Raw genomic sequence first — 21085 nt, 5'->3', positions numbered from 1 at the left:
GTCGCCGAGCACGGACTCGAGCTCTGCGATCTTCCGCCGGTACAACTCCGGCAGGTTGGCCGGCAGCAGCATCTCCGGCGCCTCCGTGCCCAGGGCGTCGATCTCGGCGGCGAGTGTGGCGCGCTCGGCCTCCAGGGCGGACAGCCGCTCCTTCAGGGCCGGGCTGTACATCCCGTTCTCCACCGCCTCCAGGATCGACGCGATCTTCCGGTCGATGCCGACGAGGGCGCGCTCCTGGTCGCCGCGCCGGTTCCGGGCTTCGGCCTGATCACGCCGTTGCGCCACCACCATTTCCTCAATAAAGGCGGCGCCCACGTCGGCGCCGAGCAGGCGCTCCTTCAGCCCGGCAAGAACACGGCCCTCGATCGCCTGCCGGGTGATGGTGCGGTCGTTCGGGCAGGTGCCGGAATTCCGGTGGCCGGCGCAACCGTAGCGGTCCTTGCCCATGATGGTGTAGCGGCAGCCGCAGACGCCGCACACCAGCACGCCGGACAGAAGGAAGCGCCGCCGATGCACGCGGTTCAGAGCGTTGCCCTGCTCATCCCGACCGATCTCGGTGGCAACCGCCTCCTGTCGCGCCTTGACGCGGTTCCATAGAACGTCGTCGATGATGCGCAACTCGGGGACTTCAACAATTTCCCGCTTTTCCTGAGGGTTGATGCGGGCGACGCGCTTGCCGGTGCCCGGATCCTTGACGAACTCGCAACGTCCCCATTCCAGGACGCCGGCATAGTTGGCGTTGTTGAGGATGCCGGTTCCGCGGGCGACCTGTCCGCGGATCGTGGTATCGACCCATCTCCTCCCCCTGGGACCTGGAACATTCTCGTCGTTCAACAGGCGGGCGATGGCGCGGGGGCTCATGCCGTCGGCGTACAGCGTGAAGATGCGGCGGACAACGGCGGCTTCGTCCGGGTTGATGCGGCGGTACCCGCCACCAGCCTTGTCACCGTCGACGATGTCGTATCCATAGGCTTTGCCTCCGGGAATGCGTCCCTCCTTGGCGAGGCCGAGATGACTGCGTCGGGTCTTCTGACCGGTCTCCTTGAGCTGTACCTGCGCCATCATGCCCATGATGGCGATGTGGAGCGTGGTGATCTCGCCGAGGTGGGGCGTGTACAGCTTGATATTGTGGAAGTTGAGTGTCAATCGGCTTGAGATTGGGACCCTGGATCGGCGCGGAAAAGGGACCCCGTTGAGCTGGTGAGGACTTGTCGCCCAGGTCGTCCATGGAGGGGACCCGCGCGTGCCGCGCAGTGCCCTCATCTGCGACGGAGCGGCACGCGCGGGGAGGCGCTGTGGGCGACCTGGGCGACCCAGGTCAGGCGCGGTTTTTGAAGCGCCAGCTTTCGTTTCCGGTCTCAAGGATTCTCGCAGTGGTGGGTAAGCCGGTCGAGCAAGGCGGTGGTCATCTTGGCGTCACCGAAGACGGACGGCCATTCCCCGAACGCCAAGTTGGTGGTGACGATCACGAAGCTGCGCTCGTAAAGCCGGCTGATCAGATGGAACAGCAGCTGACCGCCGGACTGGGCGAAGGGCAGGTAACCGAGTTCGTCGAGGACGATGAAATCCATCCGCGCGAGATAATCGGCCAGGCGCCCCTGCCGGCCGGCCCTGGTTTCAGCCTCCAACCGGTTGACGAGATCGACGACGTTGAAGAAGCGTCCCCGGGAACCGGCCCGGATGCAGGCCCGGGCGATCGCGATGGCGAGATGGGTCTTGCCGGTCCCGGTGCCGCCGACCAGCACGACGTTGCGCTGCTGGGCCAGGAAGGCGCCGCCGGCGAGATCGCGCACCAGGGTTTCGTTGACCGGCGTGTCGTCGAAGGCGAAATCGTCGATGTCCCTGGCGCGCGGCAGCTTGGCGATGGTGATCTGGTACTTTATCGAGCGCGCCTGCTTCTCGGAGATCTCGGCGGTGAGCAGGTCGCCGACGACCCGCTGCGGCTCGTGCTGGCGCTTGACGGCGGTGGCAATGAGTTCATCGTAGGCGGCCTTCATGCCGTAGAGCTTGAGTTCGCTCATGGTGGCCAGGATCTCGGCACGCTCCATCACAGGGGTCTCCTCAGGCTGTCGTAGCGGGCGCAATCGGCGGCCGGCTCGTGCCGGAGCCGCAGGGCATCGGAGGTCATGATCGTGATCGCCGCCGCCGGTTCCCGGCGCCGCGCGAGGATATTGAGGATGACGGCGGCGGAATGAACGCCCTCGCGCAAGGCCTCGGCGCAGGCCGCCTCGACGGCTGGCAGTCCGTCGCTCAGCACGGCGCCGAGAATGTCCACCATCTGCCGGTCGCCGTCCTCGACGGCGGCGAGTTTGCGCCGGACGCGTTCCAGACCGGCCGGCAGGACCCAATCCTTGAACGGTGCCCCATTGCGCAAGGCCCCCGGTTTGCGCGCCAGGACCGGGACATAGTGCCAGGGATCGAACACCGTTCTGTCGCGCCCGAAGCACCGGGCGTGTTCACCGACGATCCGTCCATCCTGGCGCAGTTCGATCCGCTCGGCATAGGCGCGGATTTCCACCAGACGGCCCACCGCGCCGGCCACGACCGAATACTTGTTGTTGTCGAAGCGCACCAGACAGGTCTTGGACACCGAAGCCGGTACGGCATGGAAGCCGTCGAAGCGCCCGGCATAAGGAACCAAGCTCGGCCGCTCTGTCTCGAACATCTCCCAGACCGTCCGCTCCCGCATTTCAGGATGGCGATATGCCTTGGCGTGGGCGACGCAGCGGTCCAGGAGCAAGCCGTTGAGTTCGTCGTAGCTCTTCACCCGCAGCCGGGGGGTGAAGAAGCGCTCGCGGACCAAGCCGACCTGGTTCTCGACCTGTCCCTTTTCCCAGCCCGATGCCGGGGTGCAGGCGACCGGATCGACCAGATAGTGGCTGCACATCTGCAGGAAGCGCCGGTTGTAGACACGCTCTTTGCCGGCGAAGATCGTGTCGACCGCCGTCTTCATGTTGTCGTAGATGCCCCGCGTACAGGCTCCCTTGAAGAAGGCAAAGGCCCGGTCGTGGGCGTCGAACACCATCTCCTGGCTTTCGCGCGGATAGGCCCGTACGAACAGCATCCGGCTGTGGCACAGGCGGACATGGGCCACCTTCACCGTGACCGTCGTTCCGTTGATCAGGACGACCTCATGGCTCCAGTCGAACTGGTAGGCCTCGCCTGGCGCAAAGCTCAACGGCACGTAGGCTTGGGCGACGGAGGGGCCCTGCTCCTGCCGCCAAACCCGGGCATAACGACGGACAGCGTCGTAGCCGCCTTCATAGCCGCGGGACCGTAACGTTTCGAACAGCCGGACCAGCGTCAGGCGCTCGCGTGATGCTTTCCCCTCGTTGGCCAGCAACAGAGCATCCAGCTCTTCACGCCAGGGGCCGATCTTCGGCAAAGGCTGGTTCGTGCGCGTGTAGCGGAACTCCGTGGCCTCCGACCGGATCACCTTCCGCACGACCTTCCGGGAAAGCCCGAACTCCCGGCAGATCACCTTGATCGGCTTCTGCTGCACGAAGTAGGCACGACGGATCTTCGCGATCGTTTCCACAATCAGCATCCCTCGACAGGCCTCCATGTCCTCCATGGCGGCCAGTGTGGACCCAAAGCATCGGGGGTCCCGTTTGGATGCCGATCACCCCCTATACGGGGTCCTTATTCCATGCCGATTCACAGAGATGCTGGCATGCGCCTCGCCAGTCCTGGAGAAGCGGTAGACCACGGCACCCTGGGCATTGGTGGCGTCGCTGTCGGCGCGCTTGTAGTCGATCATCGAGCCGGCGGCGGTGCCGTTCCAGTCCTGCGCCTCGTGCAGGCGGCGCCAATCGTGGCTGGCGCCGAGCACGATGTCCAAGGACTCCGTGGCGTGAAAGCTGTTCTCTAGCGCGACCGACCAGGTGTCCTCCAGATCCCGCTGCTTGGGCTCCAGGAAATTGCCGGGGTAGAGGCGCTGCCATTCCTTGTGGTCGTCGCGGCGGAAATGCAGGGCGCCCTTCAGCGTGTTCATCGGGATCAGGTCGGTGCCCAGCTCGACGCTGCCGCCATAGACCTTGTCGTCGTAATAGCTGCGGAAGGAGCGTGACGTCGCCTGCCGCGTCAGGGCGGCGTCATCGAAGGAGTAAAGCCCGTTCTGGAAGGTGTTGTAGTAGAGCTTGGTCTTCGCATAGGACGCGCTGCCGATCCTGGTGTTCGACAGCCAATAGACGCTCTGCAAATCCCAATAGGGCCAGTTCCAATAGCGCTGGTTGGCGACGGTGCCGTTCACGTTCAGCGGAGCGCCCTTCCTGCCCGACTGTTTCTGGACATTGATCGAGTATTCGTCGGTGTCGTTGGGCGTGAAGCCGGCCTTCAGGTTGACCGACCAGTCCTTGGTCTGCGACTGGTTGCGGTTGCCGCCATTCTCCGACGCCACCGGCCTGAAGCTCTCCGGCAGGCGGCTGTGGGTGGTCTCGGTCCTGGTGCCGCTGGCTTGCAGGTAGAAGCGCTCCTGCCGGGTGCCGGCCATGCCGTAGGTGGTGTAGCCGCCCAGGGCCGCCCGGTTGTCGAAGGACAGCCCCTGGCGCAGTTCCGCTTCGAAGGCGCGGGTCGGCTTGCGGGTGACGAGGTTGATGGCGCCGCCCATGGCGCCCGGTCCGTCCAGCACCGAGGCGTAGCCCTTCGACACCTGGATTTCCGACAGGTCGGGGGTCAGCAGGCGGCCGAAATCGAGCCGGTTGTCGGCAGGAAGATATATCCGCACGCCATCCATCATCACCGGAATCTGGTAGCGGTCGAAGCCGCGGATGTAGATCAGCCGTTCGTTGCGCTGCCCGCCGGTCGTTGACGACGTGACGCCGGGAATGATGTCCATCGCCTGATCGAGCGACTGCTTGTTGAAGGTCTGCATCTCGTCCGCCGACAGGCTGGAGCCGCCGATCGGCTGTCCGGCCGCCTGGGCCGACACGTTGATCTGGCCGAGCGTGAAGATGCCGGCCCCGGCATTGACGGCCGGATCGCTGGCGGCATCGGCGGCGAGCGCCCCACCGGCGGTCAGCGCCCCAATCGTAAACGTAATATACAGACAGGAATTACGCATCTTGCCCCCAATGATAAGCCGTTTCCCTCTCACCGATGCGGTATTCCCCCACAGGCCCCACCTGCCATCCGCAATCGATATATCTATACGGATATATCGATTGCGGCCTCTCTGTCAAAAAGCCTCTCTGCCTTGGGAACAGGATGATCCGCTACTTAGGCATGCCGTGCGGCCTCGTCGGGATGATGTCGCCATAGCAGTCGGAATGATGGGAGCAGGCATCGCAGACGGTTGGCCGGTCGGTGGGCCGGCCTTCGGCGTGGAGACGCTCGTAGAAGAAGCGCTTCCAGCGCAGCTTGCGGGTGTTGGCGGACGCCAGCGGATGGAAATGGCGCCGGAGCAGATCCGCCAGGGCGTTGCGCCCCGCCAGCCCGAGGGAGCGCCAGAGATGATCGTTTTCCACACAGGCGCGCGCGATGATGGCGGCGAAAACCGCGGCAATCGGCAGGTCCGTGCTGCGATTGCGCAGCAGTAGGCCGAGGAAGTCCTCCTCTTCGCGCTTCAACCGCAGGATCTCCGGCGCGGCCAAGTCGATGGAGACGAGGCAGGCGGGGTGATCCTCTGCTTCCGCTTCGGCCAGACGATGGACGTGCCGGGAAAAGCAGCGCCCCGGCGTCCAGCCGGCGGCCGCTTCCGGGAAGACGGTCTCGACCAGGGCGCCCAGCCTGTCCGGGGGCAGCCCCAACGCGCACGGGTAGGGCGCCGAAGCGTCGCTGCAGCGGCGCAGCAGCATGCGCCCGAGATCCTGCGTATCGGCAAGGCTGCCTGATGCCGAGCACGCCATCAGGCGATGGTAAGCCGCCGAGTCCGTCATGTCCGCCTCTCATTGATCGCGCTCATCCGTATCTGATGTTTAGTACGGCAACGGGAAACGCGCCACGCACCGGCGGCGCTTCCGACACGAATGCCCGATGGACCATCGGCTTCTCCAGGGCCTTCGGGATGGCATGCTTGCCATCGGTCAGGACCTGCACCAGCACTCGGCAATTTTCGATCATTGAGTGCGCATGGGGTTTAATGGACGGTTGCAACGCCTCGGCAAAGGAATGCAGTGGCGGTCTTCTACGGTTTGGCCACCGCCAGAAAGGCGTTCGCCAGCTTCTTGACGGCATTCTCGATCTCGGCCGGCGTGTAAGCGGCAAAGCCCATCAGGAAACCGTCCTTGGCGTCGCTCGTTGCGTGAAGTGCCGTCAATCCCAGAAGCTCGACCCCGACGCGCCGCCCGGCGTCGATCGCCATACGCTCCGACAGATCGCCAATGAGCAGACACGGCATTTGCAGTCCGCCGATTGGAACGCGCGGCTCGACGAAATCGGACAGATGCTTTTGAACGAGGTCGACGAGCACATCGAGACGTTCGGCATAGATGGCGCGCATGGTGCGCACATAGGCGCCGAAATGCCCTCCCTCCATGAAACGGGCAAGCGTCAGTTGCGGCATCGGAGCCGAATGCCCATCAAGCAGGGTGCGCGCCACAGTCATCGGCTTTACGAGCTGGGGCGGCAGCACGACGTAGCCGATCCGCAAACCCGGAAACAGCGACTTGGTGAAGGTGCCGATGTAGATGGTCCGGTCGTGGGCATCGAGCCCCTGCAAACAGGCGGTCGGCTTGCCCGCATAGTGGAATTCGCTGTCGTAATCGTCCTCAATGATCCAGGCCTGATTCCGTGAGGCCCATTCGATGAGTGCAAGGCGGCGGTCCAGCGCCAGTGTGGCTCCGGTTGGAAATTGGTGGGAAGGCGTCAGGGAAACGGCTTTCGCCTTACGGGGCTCGGCAATGATCTGATCGACGACGATGCCCTGCCGATCCACACGAACCGGCACGCATTCCAATCCCGCCGCATCGAATGCTTTGCGTGCGCCGTAATAGGCAGGATCTTCGATGAAGATGCGGTCGCCGGGATCGAGCAGCATGTTGGCGCAAAGCGACATGGCCTGCTGCGAACTGGTGAGGATGAGCACCCGGTCGGCCGTGGCGCGGGCTCCCCGTTCAAGATTCACATAGTCGGCGATGGCGCGGCGCAGCGGTTCGGTCCCCTGCGGATCGCCATGAAACAGCGTCTGCGCGCTGGCCTCCTTGCGCACCTGTCGCTCCAGCCTTTCCCAGAGCTGAAGCGGAAAACTACGGGTTTCCGGCACGCCATGCGCGAAGGGTCGCGGAATCATCATCTCGCGCACCCCGCCGCTGCGGGACATTGCGGCCCCGCGTTTGCTGAGGTTCGGGGCCTGATTGCGCGTGAGTGCGTCACGCCGGGATAGCCGGAGCCCCGGCGTGAACTCCGTCATCTCGGCGACGAAGCTGCCGCTGCCGACCCGGCGGTCGATGAAGCCCTCGGCATGAAGCTGGGCGTAGGCGGCTTCAACCGTGTCGCGCGACACACCGAGCGATTTGGCGAGCGGGCGTGAGGCTGGCAGCGGCTTTCCCCGCCCGAGCGCGCCATCGACGATCAGGTGCCGGATTGCCCGTTGAATCCGCGCATGGAGCGGCATCGCGGAATGGGCGGGATGGGCAATCCATGCCTTCACGGATTCCAGTTGGGAATGCTTGAACAAATGGTCTGGGTCTCTCGAACGAAGTGGATGGGCAATTCAGGCCATTGGCCGGCTATTTGTCAATGCAGCTGTCTTGGCCTGTGTGCCCCGAACTTCAGGAGACCCATCAGGATCATGTCCTCACATGCTTCCCCTTCGTCCATCCGCCTGAACGACCTGACCCATCCCATCGTGGCGGGGCTGATCTCCGTGATCGTCAACTATGGCGGCACCTTCATCCTGGTGTTTCAGGCGGCGAAGGTCGCTGGGTTAAGCCCCGAACTCACGGCCTCGTGGGTCTGGTCGGTTTCCGTCGGCGTCGGACTGACGGGACTGTTCCTGAGTTGGCGCTTTCGCGAGCCGATCATTACCGCCTGGTCCACGCCGGCGGCGGCGTTTCTCGTCACCGCGTTGGCGACGACTCCCTATGCGGAAGCGGTCGGCGCATACATGATCTCGGCAGCGGCCTTCGTCGCGCTCGGTCTTTCGGGCTGTTTCGAGAAGGTCATCCGGCTGATCCCGCCGGGGATCGCCTCCGGGCTGTTGGCCGGCATCCTGCTGCAATTCGGCGTCGGTGCCTTCGGTGGCGCGAGCGTCGATCCACTGCTCGTCGGACTGCTGATTGTCGCCTATGTCGTGCTGAAACGCTTTTCCGCCCGTTATGCCGTGGTCGGAATCCTCGTTCTCGGGCTGGTGTTCCTGCTGACGCAAGGCCGGGTGGATCTGTCAGGTCTGAAGCCGGAGTTCGCCATGCCCGTCTTCACGATGCCGGCGTTCTCGCTGAATGCGCTGCTGTCTGTCGCGTTGCCGCTGTTTCTCATCACGCTGACCGGCCAGTACATGCCGGGGATGCTGGTGCTGCGGAACGACGGCTTCAAGACCAGCGCCAATCCGATCGTCGCTGTGACCGGCCTTGGCTCGCTCGTCATGGCCCCGTTCGGCTCGCACGCCTTCAACATCGCGGCGATCACGGCGGCGATCGCCACCGGGAGGGAAGCGCATGAAGACCCGCGAAAGCGCTGGATCGCGGGCATCGCGGCCGGCTGCTTCTATGTGCTGGTCGGCGTGTTCGGGGTGACGCTCGCCGCCGTCTTCATGGCCTTCCCGGCCACCTTCATCACCACGCTTGCCGGTCTGGCATTGCTTGGCACCATCGGCGGCAGCCTTGCCGGAGCGATGGCCGATCCGACATCGCGTGAAGCGGCGCTCATCACCTTCCTGGCATCCGCGGCGAACATCACGCTGCTCGGCGTCGGCGGGGCCTTCTGGGGGCTGGTGATCGGTCTTGTCGCCCACCTCGTCCTGAACGGCCGCCTGCCGCGCCGTGAGCAGGCCGGCCTCCCCATGACCGAAAGGACCGCGAAGTGACGGCGATGACCACTTCCGTCATCTCGATCCGGTGCCAAGTCGTGCATGGGCTGAATGTTACGGCGGTTCCGACGACCTTGCTGTCTGGCGGCGGTGGCGTGGAGCCGGCCGCGGTTACTTGTCGCGTTCGCACGCCGTCGGATGACGTCCGCCCGGCGGCGCCCGCCACAGCGACACCCACCAGCGGTCCAGCGCGGCCCGGTCGCAGGGCAGCCTGACGGTCAGCCCGTTGGCAAGGTCGAGCCAGTGGGGGAACAGTGCCTCGGGCACCGCGATGACCGCGGGCACTTCGCGCAGCATCGCGAGGTGCAACACGTCGAGCAGGCCGGAGCCGTTGAGTTCCTGCCAGCCGAAGCGGTTCAGCACGACGATGTCAGGCCACCCTTCGACCAGAACGGCCAGCCGCCGTCCGATACCGGCGAGGCTTTCGCCGCCGGGATCCTCATCGGGAGAAAGGGTACCCTGACCGGAAAGCAGACGGAAGCCATGCGCCGCCCTGCCGTCCAACGGTGCCTCCCGGCGGACCTGCACGATCCCCACCGCGTCGAAGCCCTGGGTCTGCAGGTCGAGCAGGAAGCCGGAGAGCAGCCTGTCGGGGTCGTCCGTGCGGCCATAGACGACCGCCGCGACGTCGGAGCGGTCGTCGAACCGGGGCCGGACCGGAGGCATGCCGGCGAAGGACGGGTGTCCGTGGAGGGGACGGGGCATGGTCAGCGCTCCCCGCCCGATGGCAGGCCGACCGGGTCGAAACCGAAGCGCGCCAGCGTCGTCTGTCCCTCCGGCGACAGGATCGCCAGCATCAGCCCGACGGCGGCCGGCTTCCGGAGGTCGGTGATCGCTAAGCCATATTCGGGACCGGTGGCGTAGGGCGGCGGAACCGGCACCACCTGGAGGTCGGGCGTGGCCTGGCGCCGCTGTTCGGCACCGCTGCAATAGGCGATCATGACCGTGATGTCGCCGCGTGCGAAGGCCGAGGCGATCGGATCGGGATCGGACGGGTCCGCGGCGGTGCTGCCGCCGACGATCTTCTTGGCCTTGGCGTCGAGGGTGGCGAAGGCGCCGGGATGGTTCCGCCCGATCCGCTGGAAAATCTCCCAGGTGTAGTCGCCGCCGGGGTCTGCCTTAGGCGTCGAGGTGCCGATCCGGACCGACGGGTCGAGCAGCCGCTCGGCGAAGGAGGCCGGCTCCAGCCTTGCCTCGGGTTTGGCGAAGGCGCACAGCCGGTTGCGGGTGAACATCACCGCGGCGGCGGCCCGCCCGTCCTTGCGCAGGGTCAGCGCATGTCCCATGTCGGCCGAGGTGAAGAGATCGACCGCCTCGCCCGCCTCGATCCGGTCGCGCATTAGGCCGGATGGCCCGAAGGCGGTGCGCACGCTGTTGCCGGTCGCCTTGGCGTAGTCGGCGGCGATGGCGGTCATCGCGGCGCGCAGACTGCCCGCCCCATAGAGAACCAGTTCCTCGGCATGGGCCGTGGACACAGGGGCGGTTGACATGGCGGCGGTGGCTGCCAGCAGCGTCAGGGTGGCAAGGCGGCGGAGCGGACTCATGGATCCTCGACCTCGATCTGTGGGGCGGCGATGGCCGCGATGAAGCTGGCAATGCTGGCGCTGCGCAGCGGGACGAAAGGTTTGCCGGCCTGACGGCACAGCGTCTTGATGCGTCCGGCGGCGGCATGGCTGACGCAGTCCACCGGAAAGAAGGCGATGTCGGCCTGGCTGATCAGGCTGGGCCGTCCGCCGACATAAAGGCACCGGGGATGTCACCCTGCTCGAATGACTGGAGCCAGAGCCGGCGGACATCCTCGGCCGTGCCGGCCTTGGCGAAGCGGCGGACCGCCGTGTCATGGCGCCGGTCCAGCGTCTTGTGCAGCAGTTTGCCGGCCGTGCTGTGTTGCCCGGCCAACTGGACGCCACGACCATGCAGGGTGTGATCGGTTGCGGTGCGGGCGTCGGCGTCACCCAGATTGACGAAGACCTGGCGCAATTCGCCGGTGCTCAGGCAGGAACCCATGACCGAGCAATGCAGGTTCGGCGCGATGTCCCGGATGCGGGCTCGGTGCGCGCCGGTGGGCGCCAGCCCCGGATTGGGGAAGGCGGCGGCCCTTTCGTCATGAAGCAGCGCGCCGACCGTGCCAGCGGCGGACCTGCGAATAACCGGGAGATGGACCATCGGGATGTCCGCACCTCTATATTCGATTGAATATAGCGTATCAGGCTCGGTGAGGATCGGGCAATCATCCTGTTGCGTGACCGCAGAAGTGAAAGCCGGGCAGAGCCTGCTCCCGTCTCGTCGCCATGATCGGCGGTGAACGCCAACGGCGACTTTCGCGATGCCGGCGTTGTTCCCTGACGGGAAAAGCGGGCAATAACCATATGTGTTATATTGTTAAATAATTGAGCTACATAACGAAATCATGAGTTCGACCATGCCCGTTCGCGCACAGCTTTCCCTCGCTGCGGCCAACGCATCGCCGGTCGGCGCGGATCGCATCCGGCTGCTGGAGGCGGTGGCGCGGGAGGGCGGCATCTCCGCCGCGGCGCGGTCGGACGGCATCACCTAGAGCGAATTCCGATCATTCTGGTTCATAGCCTGCGGCGGTGAAGTAGGATCGGCAGTCATTGGGGGTGACGGCGTCGATGGCGTCGCGGATGGCTTCCCAGAGATCGGGCAGGGTTCGGGCGGCGGCTTTTCTCAGCCGGGTCTTGATTTTGGAGAAGGCCATCTCGATCGGATTGAAGTCGGGACTGTAGGGCGGCAGGAGCATCACCGTCGCCCCGGCTGTTTCGATGGCGTTTCGAACAGCGGGAAGTTTGTGGGGTGGCAGGTTGTCCATCACGACGATGTCGCCGGGCGTCAGCGTGGGCACCAGAACGCGTTCGACGTAGGTGAGGAAGGCCGCACCGTTCATGGCGCCGCCCAGCGTCATCGGCGCGGTGACGCCGGACAGCCGGAGCGCGCCGACGAAGGTGGTCGTGTTCCAGTGGCCATGCGGGACCGGAGCGCGGCATCGCTCGCCCCTTGGCGCGCGGCCGTACATCCGGGCCATCTTCGTGGAGGTGCCGCACTCGTCGATGAACACCAGACGCTCCGGATCGAGGTCCGGTTGGCCGTCGAACCAGGCTTCGCGCTGTTCTGCTATGTCCGGCCGGTTCTGTTCGGCGGCATGCGCCGTCTTTTTTTCCGCGTCACGCCGTGGCGCTGGAAGAACCGGCACACGATGCTGGGCAAGGGGCGATAGCCCGTTGCCGCGTCCAGACGCTCGGCTACCTCCGCCAGGGTCAGGTCCGGCTCCGCCGTGATCAGAGCCAGGAGGAACTCCCGGTGCTCATCGATCCGGCGCGAGCGCACGTTCCCGCCGCGCTTGTCCGGTGTCAGGTCACCCCGCGTGCGCGCCCGTGCCACCTAGCGGATCGCAGACGATACGCCAACACCGAAGCGCGCCGCCGCCGCCCGACAGGAAGACCCGGCATGAACGGCATCGACAACGCGCTGACGCAGATCGACGGAAAGCGCCTTGGACATGCGGGCCAGCCTCCTTCACCAGCCCGAATCTTGAATCACATTTCCGACCTCACGGGAATCACCCGATTCACATGCACGTCAATCCGCTCTAAAAGGCGGCCTGGAACGCCGTCGACGCCATGAACAACCTGTTCGGCCGTCCACTGGTCGATGGCAGGGCCGGCGGCGCACAGGCGGTGGCGCCGTCCTGACACCGGAGGGGGGCGGGTGGTGACGGTCTTCCACCATCTGGAGGGAGAGATGGCGCGGGTGCTGAACGCCATGCAGCCGGAACCGGACGGGCGCGGCCTGTCTGCGGCGACACTGATGTGGGGGCTTTTCATGCGGACCAGCGCATGCCGGGACCAAACATTAAGCATCTAAACCACGGCCGGGGCACGATCCAACTTTGCTGCTGAGGACTGTGCTCATGTCTGTCAGGGGGCGAGCGGAAAGCCTTGAGGGGTGGGCCGATCTGTGAACCAGCGAACGGTCTCCCGCAATCCGGCATTGAGTTCGACTTTCGGCTGCCAGCCAAGCCGGTGCAAACGGTGGACATCCGGTTGGAGCAGCATGACTTGGTTCGGGCCGTAAGGCAGGCGGCCGAAGTCGAGGATGCCATGCGTGTCGACGAGATCGCGAAGCCGGATCAGCGTTTCCTTCAAGGGCGGAGCCTCGGGATGGCCAAGGTTGAACATGCCATTCGCTTTGTCATGCTCCACCACCGCGCGGAAGGCGGCGGCGGCGTCGCTGGCATGCAGAAAGCTCCATCTTTGCTCGCAGCCCGTCAAGGGAACGGGCTTGTCGTGCAGAAGCTGACTGATCGCCATCGGGATCAGCCATTTCCCGTTGTCCATCGCTCCATAGGTCGAAAAGACGCGCAGCCAAGCGAAACGCATCCCGCTGTCGGCACAGAGTTCTTGCAGCCTCCCGACCGGCATCTGCCTTCGCCCTGCCATAATGCGTGGTCGGCCTCAACTCATCGCACTCCCGCAGGATACGGTTCTGCGGCCCATATTCGGCTTGGGATCCGACGCCGACGAAGCAGCTCAAGCGCAACTCTGCGGCCAAAGCGACGAGCCGCACCGTCATGGCGACGTTGCCGGCTTGCGCCGGATCGTCGTGATGGGCGTTGGCGACACCGGACCAAGCCATATTGACAATCGACTGGGGCCGGAACTCGCGCAGAAGCCAACGCAGGGCGTCGGTGTCCGCCAAATCTGCGGCAGCTCTGGCGCAAGCCAGTCCGGCAAGGCGCCATTCACCACCGCCCGGCCGGGTGACGGCCAGAACCGCATGGCCTGACGCAAGCAGTTCCCGTGTCAGCCAGGCACCCAGAAAGCCCCCTGCGCCGAGGATCGCCGTCCGAAACATCATCCGGCGTCAGGTCACGGGTCAGGCTCCTTTCAAACGGAACAGCGCATTGTGGGCCTCGATTGCGGCATTGATCGCTGTCAGCAGGCGGTTCCTGATCCGCTCGGGCAGTTCACCGGATTCGTTCCGGTAAAAGTCCATGAGAGCCTTCCATTGCTCTGGCGTCATCGCGTGGAAATTGGCGGAAAGCGATGGGACGATTGAGTGCTTCATCAACCAGTCCAGAAAATTCATGACCGGCAGCTCCTGACCGATGCCATCGATGACCGAGGCGGACCATAGCTCTCCTGGACGCAGATGGCTGCGCTTGGCGATCTGCAAGAGAAGTCGGTAAATGGCGATTCCAGTAAAAGTATCGATGCCTATGGTCGGGGCATCGGCATGTTCCGGACGATAATTGTACTGGCGCTGGGTGATGCAGGGATTTGCAACGATGTGCACCGGTCGGTCCCCAAACGGCTCGAAACGGACACCGAGGAAGGTGAAATAGCTTTTTGTCCGGTATGGCGACGGGTCGATCTTCACCATCGGCGCCCGGCGGGCAATTGCGGACGTGATGAAGGCAAGCAGACAAAGCGAGGCAGGCTGTTCGAGCCATTGGCCCAACGATGGGAGCGTCATGTCGTCGTCGAGTGGGCAAACCTTCTCGGCCAGCAAAGTCAGACCATCCCGATGAACCTGTCTGTAGTTCAGAAGCACCATATCGCTGGGCGTTTCCCTCAGCAGGTCGACGATACGGGCCAATGCCCCATCATGCAGAATGTCGTCGTCGCCGAAGATCCACAGCCATTCGCCGCTTCCCGCCTCCGGGCAGCGCAGGACGTTTTCATCGGCGCCTATGTTCACCGGGTTGCGAATGTAGCGAAAGCAGGGAAGTTCGGCCGCGATATCGTGGCACACGCTGTTGGTGCGGTCGGAACTGGCATTGTCCAGCACAACGACCTCTACCGTTCCCGCAGGCAGACCGGCCGATTGTCTGGCCAGTTCCGTCAGCAGTGTCGAAAGGAAGCTGTCGCGGTTGTAAGTGGGAATGACGATCGACAGAAGAGGAATCATGGCTGTCCAATGGCTGGAGAAGGAATTTCAAGTCTGTGCCGAAGCACGGCAATGGAACTGTCATGATGCTGGTGAGGCTGGGTTTGGCACCCAGGAATGCTTCCGTCAGCGGTTCTGCCGGCTCCGTTCCGCAAGCGCGGGATTGAGAGAAAGATTGTCCCGCAGCACGCGTGCCGGCGATCCGACCGCAACCTTGAATGACGGGATATCGCGGATGACCGTGCTGTTCGCCCCGATCAGGCACCCCTCGCCAATGGTGACGTTTGGACGTGTTACGGCTCCGGCGCCGATGAAGCTGCCGGCACCGATGTGGGTTTGATGGCCTAAGATCGACCCCTCTGCGATCACGCAGACCGGCATGACCGACACCTCCGGCCCAACGCAGGCATGGCCTTCGATCAGACAACCCTCGCCGATCTGTGCTCCGGGATAGATCGTGGTGAAAGGGAAGATCATGATGCCTTCACCCAGGCAGGCCGAAGGCGAGCAGGAGACCGACGGATGGATCAGCGTGATCAGCCGCGCCCCTGCTGCAGCGATCCGCCCGAGCCATTCGCGGCGCAGCCCGGCATCGCTGACCGCCACGATGAAATGGCAGGCCGCGCGCAACCCGGCATCCCTCTCCAGCAGATCGAAGGGGCCGAGGATCGGAGTGCCGTAAACATGTGTTTGCGGCTCCTTGTTATTGTCGAGGAAGCCCACAAGCTCCCGGCCGGTGACGGTGCAGAGATCGGCTGCCATGGTGCCGATTGCGCCTCCGCCAAGGATCACGACGCGCTCCGCTCCCGATCCGGTCGGTTGCCCTTCAAGCGGCACCATCAAGCGCATCCTTCAATTGTCGACAGAGAGATGACGAGCCGTTTCAAGACACACAGTGCGGTTGTTCCTGCCGGCTGCCTGCTGTCAAGCGTGAAGCGGATTTCCAGATCGACCGGACCATCGACCTGTCCCAGCGGAACCTTGAACAGAATCGGCCGGCCCGGTGCGGGAGAGATGGCCGCAATCTGCCGGAAGGGACAGTTTTCTCCGGATGGCCTGATGCCCAGGCTGCTGACCACCGGAGGCTGCCCATCGTCGCGCACCCAGGTCTGAAGCTCGCACACCGCCTGCCCGAAGGCAGGAATGCCGAAGAGGCGGAATCCGGCGCAACTGCCGCTGCCGTCGGCCGAGGTGATGACATACATCAGCCGCTCGTCGATCTCGAAAAAGCCGGGCGCGATTTCGCCGAAACATTCGGGCCGGAAAGCCCGCCCGTGGACCAGGCAATCGATCTCCACGGGTCGGCCGTTCGCCCAATCCTTCAAAAGCCCGCTCATCAGATCGTTGCTGGCCAGATTGGCCTCGGCATTTTCAAGCTCGGTCGCCGCGAGCATCCGATGCCAGTTCCTGTGGTTGAAGGCCGATGCACGTTCCGCATTTTCACCGAAGACGAAATCCGGCCGTGCATTGAAAAAGCTGTCCACCGTCGCGGTGGAAAGCAGCCCGTTCAGCGCCATCGCGCCAAGAAATCGTGGAAAATTATAGTGTGCGATATGCGGCCACCTGGAAATCCAGTGCGATTTATCTCCTTCGCGATAGATGAGAAAGGGATGATTGATGAAGCAGCATTTGCCGTGGGTCAGGGCGTTCAGATTGAAGCAGATGGGCGAAAGGCCGAGCCCAACCAGATGACGTTCCACGATGTCATGGAAAGGAAGGACCTTGACGATGTTGGCGCTCATTCTAAGAAATTCGCGGCCGATGCCCAGAACGGATCGATCCATGTCAAGAAAATGAATTCCAGGCTCATATTGAGAGCTTGGCATGTCCTTATCGTGGGTGATGTCGCGTAATTCTGCGTCGACAATCAGATTGCCGAGATGGAACAAGGTCACGGTCTTGTCGCCATGGCGGGCAACGACATCCGCGACCTGTCCCAAGGCGCCTGGGGCCGGCAGATCGTCGTCGCCCAGAATCCACCGGAACGGGGTTTCGCTGAGCATATAGAGCGATGAAATGTTCAGATCCGCTCCGACATTGCAGAAGCAGCGTCGATACCTGACGAATGGAAATATTTCGCAAATTCCTGCTATGAACCGGACGTTGCGTTCATCCTTACCGTTGTCGTGAATATCGACCGATATGTGTTGATCGAGCTGGCAAATCTGCCAGCACAGAACGGCGATGAGATCCTGGGTCTCGGCATGCCGGTTGTAGATGGGAATCCCGATGCTGATCGTCGGGTTGACCGGCTTCGGCGGAACAGGAACACCATCCGAAAGGGCCTTGCCCAGAAAGGCCTGGGCCGCGACGATTTCCCGTCTAACCGCGTCGAGGGTTTCGATCTGGTTGGATTGCACCTGCTGCATCAGGCGTCACCAACGTCGTTTTTTCGCCGGGATGCCTTGTCGATCAGCATGTTGGCATGATGCTCGGCGCGCGGAAGAAAGGGATACATGTCCTCCAGTGGGCTGGAGGACATGCTGCCGTCGGGCTCGATTCTGGAGGAGAGCGCCGGAACCACCGGCTGGTTGTCCGGCATGACGACATCGACGACATAGGGGCCCGATGCGGCCAGGGCCCGCTCCAGCGCCTCGTCCAGCTCCTCCAAAGATGTCACCCGTTCCGCCGGCAGGCCATAGGCGGCACAAAGCTTGAGCGTGTCCGGCATGCTGACACCCGTTTCAGCGCCTTCCCCGATCAGGCGGCCGGCAAAGTACTTCTGCTGGGTCGATCGGATCGACAGATAGCCGGCGTTGTTCAGCACGAACAGCTTGATGGAAAGCTGGTGATGGAAAAGGGTCTGCAACTCCTGAACGTTCATCTGAAGCGAGCCGTCGCCGGTGATTGCCAGCACGCGCCGGTCGCCTCCGGCGAAAGCCGCTCCGATGGCGGCCGAAAGTGCATAGCCCATGCAGGCCATGCCGCCCGAGGTGATGAAGCGCTGCCCCTGTTCGGTCAGCCGGATCGCCTGCGCCGTGGCATACATGGCCGTCCCGGTGTCGCAGACGAAGATGTCACCATCCTGCGACCGTCGGGACAAGGCCGCAATCAGGCTATGGCTGTGAACACCGCCAAGGGTGTCGGCAGGATCGGGAAGGTCCGCCCGGTAGCGGGTCTTCCAGTCGACGCAGCGCGCCAGCCACGCGGTTGCCGTGGATGGCGGGGCGGAGGGGGCGGCATGCTCCGCCGTCTCAAGCAGAAGGTCGATGAAGTCCTTCGCATCGGCAACCACCAACTGATCGATGGAGATCGTCGGCTTTCGATGGGCGGTGGGGTCGATATCGACGACGATCCGGGTGGCGGCGCGGGCAAACTGCGCATGGTCATAGCCGACGACGGAAACGGGCAGGCTGGTGCCGATCGCCAGGATCAGATCGGCATTCTGCATGGCATAATTCGCCGCACGGTCGCCCCGGACGCCCGGCTTGCCGATATAGACGGGGAGATCGTGGCTCATGACGTCGAGCCCGAGATAGGGGGTGACTACCGGGATTTGGTGGCGTTCGGCCAGATACCGGAGAGCATCGCACGCTCCCGCCAATCGGACGCCCTGTCCGGCGATGATGACGGGTCGTTCGGCAAGGCGAAGCCGCTCCCATACCTGCGTCACCTCGTCGGATGCAGGACGCGGAACGCCGGCTCCGCACTCTCCGATGTCGTACCCGGCCAGATCGTCCGGCTCGATCCAGGCCGCCTGAACATCCATCGGAATGTCGATCCACACGGGACCGGGGCGCCCGGAGCGGGCCATGTGGACCGCCTTTTCCAGCTCGTAGCGAATTCGGAGTGGGTCGGTCAGCATGACCGCATATTTGGTGATCGACGAAACAATGGGAACGATGTCCAATTCCTGCACGCCGAACTGACGCAGGCCCGGCACGCCGGCGGTGTGGGAGGCGGCTGCCAGCTTGACCTGCCCGGACAGGAACAGGCAGGGCACACTGTCCTGCCATGCTCCGACCAGGCCGGTTATGGCGTTCGTGGCCCCCGGCCCGGTGGTGAAGCAGCCGACCGCGAAATGTCCGTTGATGCGGGCATAGGCGTCCAGCGCCATGGCGGCCGCCTGTTCGTGATGAAGGCAAGCCGCCCGCAGAGTGGGATGGCGGGCGATGCTGTCGGTCAGGTGCATGATTCCGGCACCCGAGATGAGAAAAACATCTCGCAGGCCGAGAGTTTCTGCAATGAACGAGGCGATATAGTCGGAAACCCTGATCGTCATCTGACACTCGTACGGAACGGCTGGCCGGTTGTATAACCCTGGCCGATTTCGGGGGGTGGCCAATTCATTTGCAAAAACTGTCGTCGAATACCGATAGCTTTCTCTTGAGCTTTGACATATCGATCAAAATATCGCCAAAACGCGGATCCGACGAAAACGTTGTTTTGTGTATTTTATTGATCGATCCCTCAATAAATTCATGCTTAAGACCAAGCAAATCAGAGATTTTTTTATAAAATTCTGGAGGCTTGAAATTTCCCACTATCTCCAGAATATTCGATCCCGAAGGCATGAAGGCAATATTTGTGAATGCGGCACCATGCACGCCAACGACATGACTGGCATTGGCGAACAGGCTGACTTGGTCTGCAACCGAAAGCAGTTCCGGGTGGACGATCTCATAGCCGGCAGCCATCATGAGGTCGACGACCTCTCCATCGTTCAACAGACGTCTGGAGCGAGAGTTTCCGCGAGACAGATACAGCTTTCGCTTCCCTTGCCGACCTTCACCAGCCGATTTCCCGAGAAACGAGTCTCGCAGCCAGGACAACGTTTCAATGTCGACCTCCGACTGCCACCAATCGGGGACGCCCATGATGTGCCTTCTGCCGGGGAGCCTGACGGTTGCCCAAAGCTGCGAGCAGCGGAATATTTTCGTATCACCCGGATCGAGATGTCTGGAGAAGTCGAAACCGATATGTTCCAGGGACTGCTTTTGAAAGCTTGTAAGGTTCGCATTGAATATGACGGGGACATTCCTGAGAATTCCGGTCTTTTCGAGAATTCCCAGGTTCGGTAGATAGTCTATCATCCAATGATAGTAATTGCTTCCTCCGCCGACGAGTATTGCTTCCTTGACATCAATGAAATTGAATTTCTTCTTTGTGCCGAATCTCGTGTTCGGGAGTCTCACGATGTCCGACGAGGCATCGCTCTCGATATGGTAACAGAAATCCCGGCACAGCTTGTTCTGTACCATTAGCGTCTGGCTGGAGATACCAATGTAAGCGTCATGAATATGCAGGAGCTTTCGATGTTCAGACAAAGGAAGTCGATGGCACAGGTTTTCCTGTTCCATATCCTGAATGCGGCAGACATCGACGCTATCCGGGGATTTGATCCCTTCCGTCAACAGGTGTTTATAAGCCTCTACTGAGCTGTCGATGTTTGGCTTGGTGCTTCTCACCGACAGGTTTTTGAATTTCTGGAGTGCCGCTGCCGGTCCCATCAGGGAGATCAGCAGGTCAGCGGTATCCACGAATTTTTCTTTGTCTATTTCCGGGTGTTCCAGCAAATCTTCGGCAATCTCCGCCGCCACCGCATGGTCATTGTCCTTCATCGCAAGAGAAAAAGACAGTTGGCGGAGGATGAACGATCCGGGATCTCTTGCGAGTTCTTTTTCGATAATGCTTTTGGCGAGATGTATTTGCCCCACTGCTTCGTAGCAATAGGCAAGCGCGAGGTGAAGAGACCCATCATTCGGGTCCAGAATCTTGGAATGGCTCAACAAGCCGATTGCTTCGGCAAAATCGCCTTCCTCCGAACAGACCCCGGAGATGTGGATATAAAATCTTGCTGAAGCAGGCTCCAATGCGACAAATTTCCTCAGGATTCTTTTCGCACGCCCATAGTCGCGTGAGCGAGCGGCAGCGACATAATCCATGGTGAGCTTGTGCATCATACTCGGATCGACATCCATAGGCTTGCCTTGCCACCAAGCGAGAACAGAAAATAATAGTCTGCGATTATATGAAATATTTTCAAATCAATCAATATGACACTGGCATTATTTTAAACATACCACTGCTGCTGGTTGCGATTTTGCTGGGAGTCCTTTGACGGTTTCTTGCTCCCGGCATTTGCCGACACGCCGTAAGAAAGTTACGTGCTCCGCTGCAAGAGTGCCTGACCCGTTTCGACCGGTCTTTAACCTTCAGCATTGAAGTGCGAAGGATCGTCCGTCCGTGCGCCGGACGACAGCCGACCGTCCG

Annotated in this window: 17 protein-coding genes and 3 pseudogenes; 2 read left to right on the top strand and 18 right to left on the bottom strand. The window is 62.6% G+C overall.

The window, feature by feature from the left end; genetic code table 11:
• From ACWPN3_RS12045 to pdxR, 6 genes and pseudogenes are all read right to left on the bottom strand, one after another.
• Positions 1–1071: recombinase family protein (locus tag ACWPN3_RS12045; RefSeq protein ID WP_492261416.1), on the bottom strand; the 1071-nt coding region annotated here is incomplete at its 3' end.
• A gap of 247 nt (positions 1072–1318) precedes the next feature.
• Positions 1319–2048, bottom strand: a pseudogene (istB, locus tag ACWPN3_RS12040) (IS21-like element helper ATPase IstB).
• Positions 1978–3547 (bottom strand): annotated as a pseudogene (gene istA / locus ACWPN3_RS12035) (IS21 family transposase). The pseudogenes istB and istA overlap by 71 nt, the downstream one beginning before the upstream one ends.
• A gap of 75 nt (positions 3548–3622) precedes the next feature.
• Positions 3623–5062, bottom strand: coding sequence for a TonB-dependent receptor plug domain-containing protein (locus ACWPN3_RS12030; RefSeq protein ID WP_492242969.1), 1440 nt, complete (start codon positions 5060–5062; stop codon positions 3623–3625).
• Between the two features lie 151 nt (positions 5063–5213).
• A complete protein-coding gene (locus ACWPN3_RS12025) occupies positions 5214–5876 on the bottom strand; it encodes a nitrogen fixation protein NifQ (protein WP_492242968.1) in 663 nt (220 codons plus the stop codon).
• Positions 5877–6124: 248 nt separating this feature from the next.
• Positions 6125–7615, bottom strand: coding sequence for a MocR-like pyridoxine biosynthesis transcription factor PdxR (gene pdxR, locus ACWPN3_RS12020; RefSeq protein WP_492242967.1), 1491 nt, complete (start codon positions 7613–7615; stop codon positions 6125–6127).
• Positions 7616–7729: 114 nt separating this feature from the next.
• Between pdxR and ACWPN3_RS12015 the strand changes: the two genes are divergently transcribed.
• Positions 7730–8962, top strand: a complete 1233-nt coding sequence (locus tag ACWPN3_RS12015; protein WP_492242966.1) for a benzoate/H(+) symporter BenE family transporter — start codon at positions 7730–7732, stop codon at positions 8960–8962.
• A gap of 114 nt (positions 8963–9076) precedes the next feature.
• Here ACWPN3_RS12015 and ACWPN3_RS12010 read toward each other — a convergent pair whose 3' ends face one another.
• Genes ACWPN3_RS12010 through ACWPN3_RS11995 form a run of 4 tightly spaced genes read right to left on the bottom strand, consistent with a single transcriptional unit; the run spans position 9077 to position 11131 of the window.
• Positions 9077–9670, bottom strand: coding sequence for a DUF2478 domain-containing protein (locus ACWPN3_RS12010; RefSeq protein WP_492242965.1), 594 nt, complete (start codon positions 9668–9670; stop codon positions 9077–9079).
• 2 nt (positions 9671–9672) lie between these two features.
• Positions 9673–10509 (bottom strand): substrate-binding domain-containing protein, encoded by an 837-nt coding sequence (locus tag ACWPN3_RS12005; protein WP_492242964.1) that lies wholly within the window; start codon positions 10507–10509, stop codon positions 9673–9675.
• Complete coding sequence (locus tag ACWPN3_RS12000) at positions 10506–10652, bottom strand: hypothetical protein (protein ID WP_492242963.1); 147 nt, start codon at positions 10650–10652, stop codon at positions 10506–10508. Before ACWPN3_RS12000 ends, ACWPN3_RS12005 begins: the two co-directional genes overlap by 4 nt.
• Before the next feature lie 29 nt (positions 10653–10681).
• Positions 10682–11131, bottom strand: coding sequence for a hypothetical protein (locus ACWPN3_RS11995; protein ID WP_492242962.1), 450 nt, complete (start codon positions 11129–11131; stop codon positions 10682–10684).
• A gap of 256 nt (positions 11132–11387) precedes the next feature.
• On the opposite strand from ACWPN3_RS11995, the gene ACWPN3_RS11990 reads away from it, so the two are divergent.
• On the top strand, positions 11388–11522 hold the full coding sequence (locus tag ACWPN3_RS11990) for a hypothetical protein (protein WP_492242961.1): 135 nt from the start codon (positions 11388–11390) through the stop codon (positions 11520–11522).
• A gap of 12 nt (positions 11523–11534) precedes the next feature.
• Here the strand turns inward: ACWPN3_RS11990 and ACWPN3_RS11985 are convergent.
• From ACWPN3_RS11985 to ACWPN3_RS11950, 8 genes and pseudogenes are all read right to left on the bottom strand, one after another.
• Positions 11535–12484: pseudogene (locus ACWPN3_RS11985) on the bottom strand (IS630 family transposase).
• 416 nt (positions 12485–12900) lie between these two features.
• A complete protein-coding gene (locus tag ACWPN3_RS11980) occupies positions 12901–13161 on the bottom strand; it encodes a hypothetical protein (protein WP_492242960.1) in 261 nt (86 codons plus the stop codon).
• 13 nt (positions 13162–13174) lie between these two features.
• On the bottom strand, positions 13175–13837 hold the full coding sequence (locus ACWPN3_RS11975) for an NAD-dependent epimerase/dehydratase family protein (RefSeq protein WP_492243191.1): 663 nt from the start codon (positions 13835–13837) through the stop codon (positions 13175–13177).
• A gap of 21 nt (positions 13838–13858) precedes the next feature.
• Positions 13859–14893 (bottom strand): glycosyltransferase family 2 protein, encoded by a 1035-nt coding sequence (locus tag ACWPN3_RS11970; protein WP_492242959.1) that lies wholly within the window; start codon positions 14891–14893, stop codon positions 13859–13861.
• Positions 14894–14998: 105 nt separating this feature from the next.
• Entirely contained in the window at positions 14999–15712 is a 714-nt protein-coding gene (locus ACWPN3_RS11965; protein ID WP_492242958.1) for a NeuD/PglB/VioB family sugar acetyltransferase, read from the bottom strand.
• Complete coding sequence (locus ACWPN3_RS11960; RefSeq protein ID WP_492242957.1) at positions 15712–17241, bottom strand: glycosyltransferase family 2 protein; 1530 nt, start codon at positions 17239–17241, stop codon at positions 15712–15714. The genes ACWPN3_RS11965 and ACWPN3_RS11960 overlap by 1 nt, the downstream gene beginning before the upstream one ends.
• Positions 17241–19094 carry a thiamine pyrophosphate-binding protein gene (locus tag ACWPN3_RS11955; RefSeq protein ID WP_492261415.1) on the bottom strand — a complete coding sequence of 618 codons (1854 nt, stop codon included), beginning with the start codon at positions 19092–19094 and terminating at the stop codon, positions 17241–17243. Before ACWPN3_RS11955 ends, ACWPN3_RS11960 begins: the two co-directional genes overlap by 1 nt.
• A gap of 64 nt (positions 19095–19158) precedes the next feature.
• On the bottom strand, positions 19159–20793 hold the full coding sequence (locus ACWPN3_RS11950) for a glycosyltransferase 61 family protein (RefSeq protein ID WP_492242955.1): 1635 nt from the start codon (positions 20791–20793) through the stop codon (positions 19159–19161).
• Between the last annotated feature and the right edge of the window lie 292 nt (positions 20794–21085).

The organism is Azospirillum sp. UENF 111221, from assembly GCF_058780625.1.
This window is presented reverse-complemented; position numbering and strand designations above follow the sequence as displayed.

Bases quoted from the DNA above. Each gene is read 5' to 3' on its own strand.
- ACWPN3_RS12015 (WP_492242966.1), top strand. From the start codon at position 7,730: ATGTCCTCACATGCTTCCCCTTCGTCCATCCGCCTGAACGACCTGACC.
- ACWPN3_RS12025 (WP_492242968.1), bottom strand. From the start codon at position 5,876: ATGACGGACTCGGCGGCTTACCATCGCCTGATGGCGTGCTCGGCATCA.
- ACWPN3_RS12030 (WP_492242969.1), bottom strand. From the start codon at position 5,062: ATGCGTAATTCCTGTCTGTATATTACGTTTACGATTGGGGCGCTGACC.
- ACWPN3_RS11995 (WP_492242962.1), bottom strand. From the start codon at position 11,131: ATGGTCCATCTCCCGGTTATTCGCAGGTCCGCCGCTGGCACGGTCGGC.
- ACWPN3_RS11950 (WP_492242955.1), bottom strand. From the start codon at position 20,793: ATGGATGTCGATCCGAGTATGATGCACAAGCTCACCATGGATTATGTC.
- ACWPN3_RS11990 (WP_492242961.1), top strand. From the start codon at position 11,388: ATGCCCGTTCGCGCACAGCTTTCCCTCGCTGCGGCCAACGCATCGCCG.
- ACWPN3_RS11960 (WP_492242957.1), bottom strand. From the start codon at position 17,241: ATGCAGCAGGTGCAATCCAACCAGATCGAAACCCTCGACGCGGTTAGA.
- ACWPN3_RS11955 (WP_492261415.1), bottom strand. From the start codon at position 19,094: ATGACGATCAGGGTTTCCGACTATATCGCCTCGTTCATTGCAGAAACT.
- ACWPN3_RS12010 (WP_492242965.1), bottom strand. From the start codon at position 9,670: ATGCCCCGTCCCCTCCACGGACACCCGTCCTTCGCCGGCATGCCTCCG.
- ACWPN3_RS11965 (WP_492242958.1), bottom strand. From the start codon at position 15,712: ATGGTGCCGCTTGAAGGGCAACCGACCGGATCGGGAGCGGAGCGCGTC.
- ACWPN3_RS11970 (WP_492242959.1), bottom strand. From the start codon at position 14,893: ATGATTCCTCTTCTGTCGATCGTCATTCCCACTTACAACCGCGACAGC.
- ACWPN3_RS11980 (WP_492242960.1), bottom strand. From the start codon at position 13,161: ATGTTCAACCTTGGCCATCCCGAGGCTCCGCCCTTGAAGGAAACGCTG.
- ACWPN3_RS12005 (WP_492242964.1), bottom strand. From the start codon at position 10,509: ATGAGTCCGCTCCGCCGCCTTGCCACCCTGACGCTGCTGGCAGCCACC.
- ACWPN3_RS11975 (WP_492243191.1), bottom strand. From the start codon at position 13,837: ATGTTTCGGACGGCGATCCTCGGCGCAGGGGGCTTTCTGGGTGCCTGG.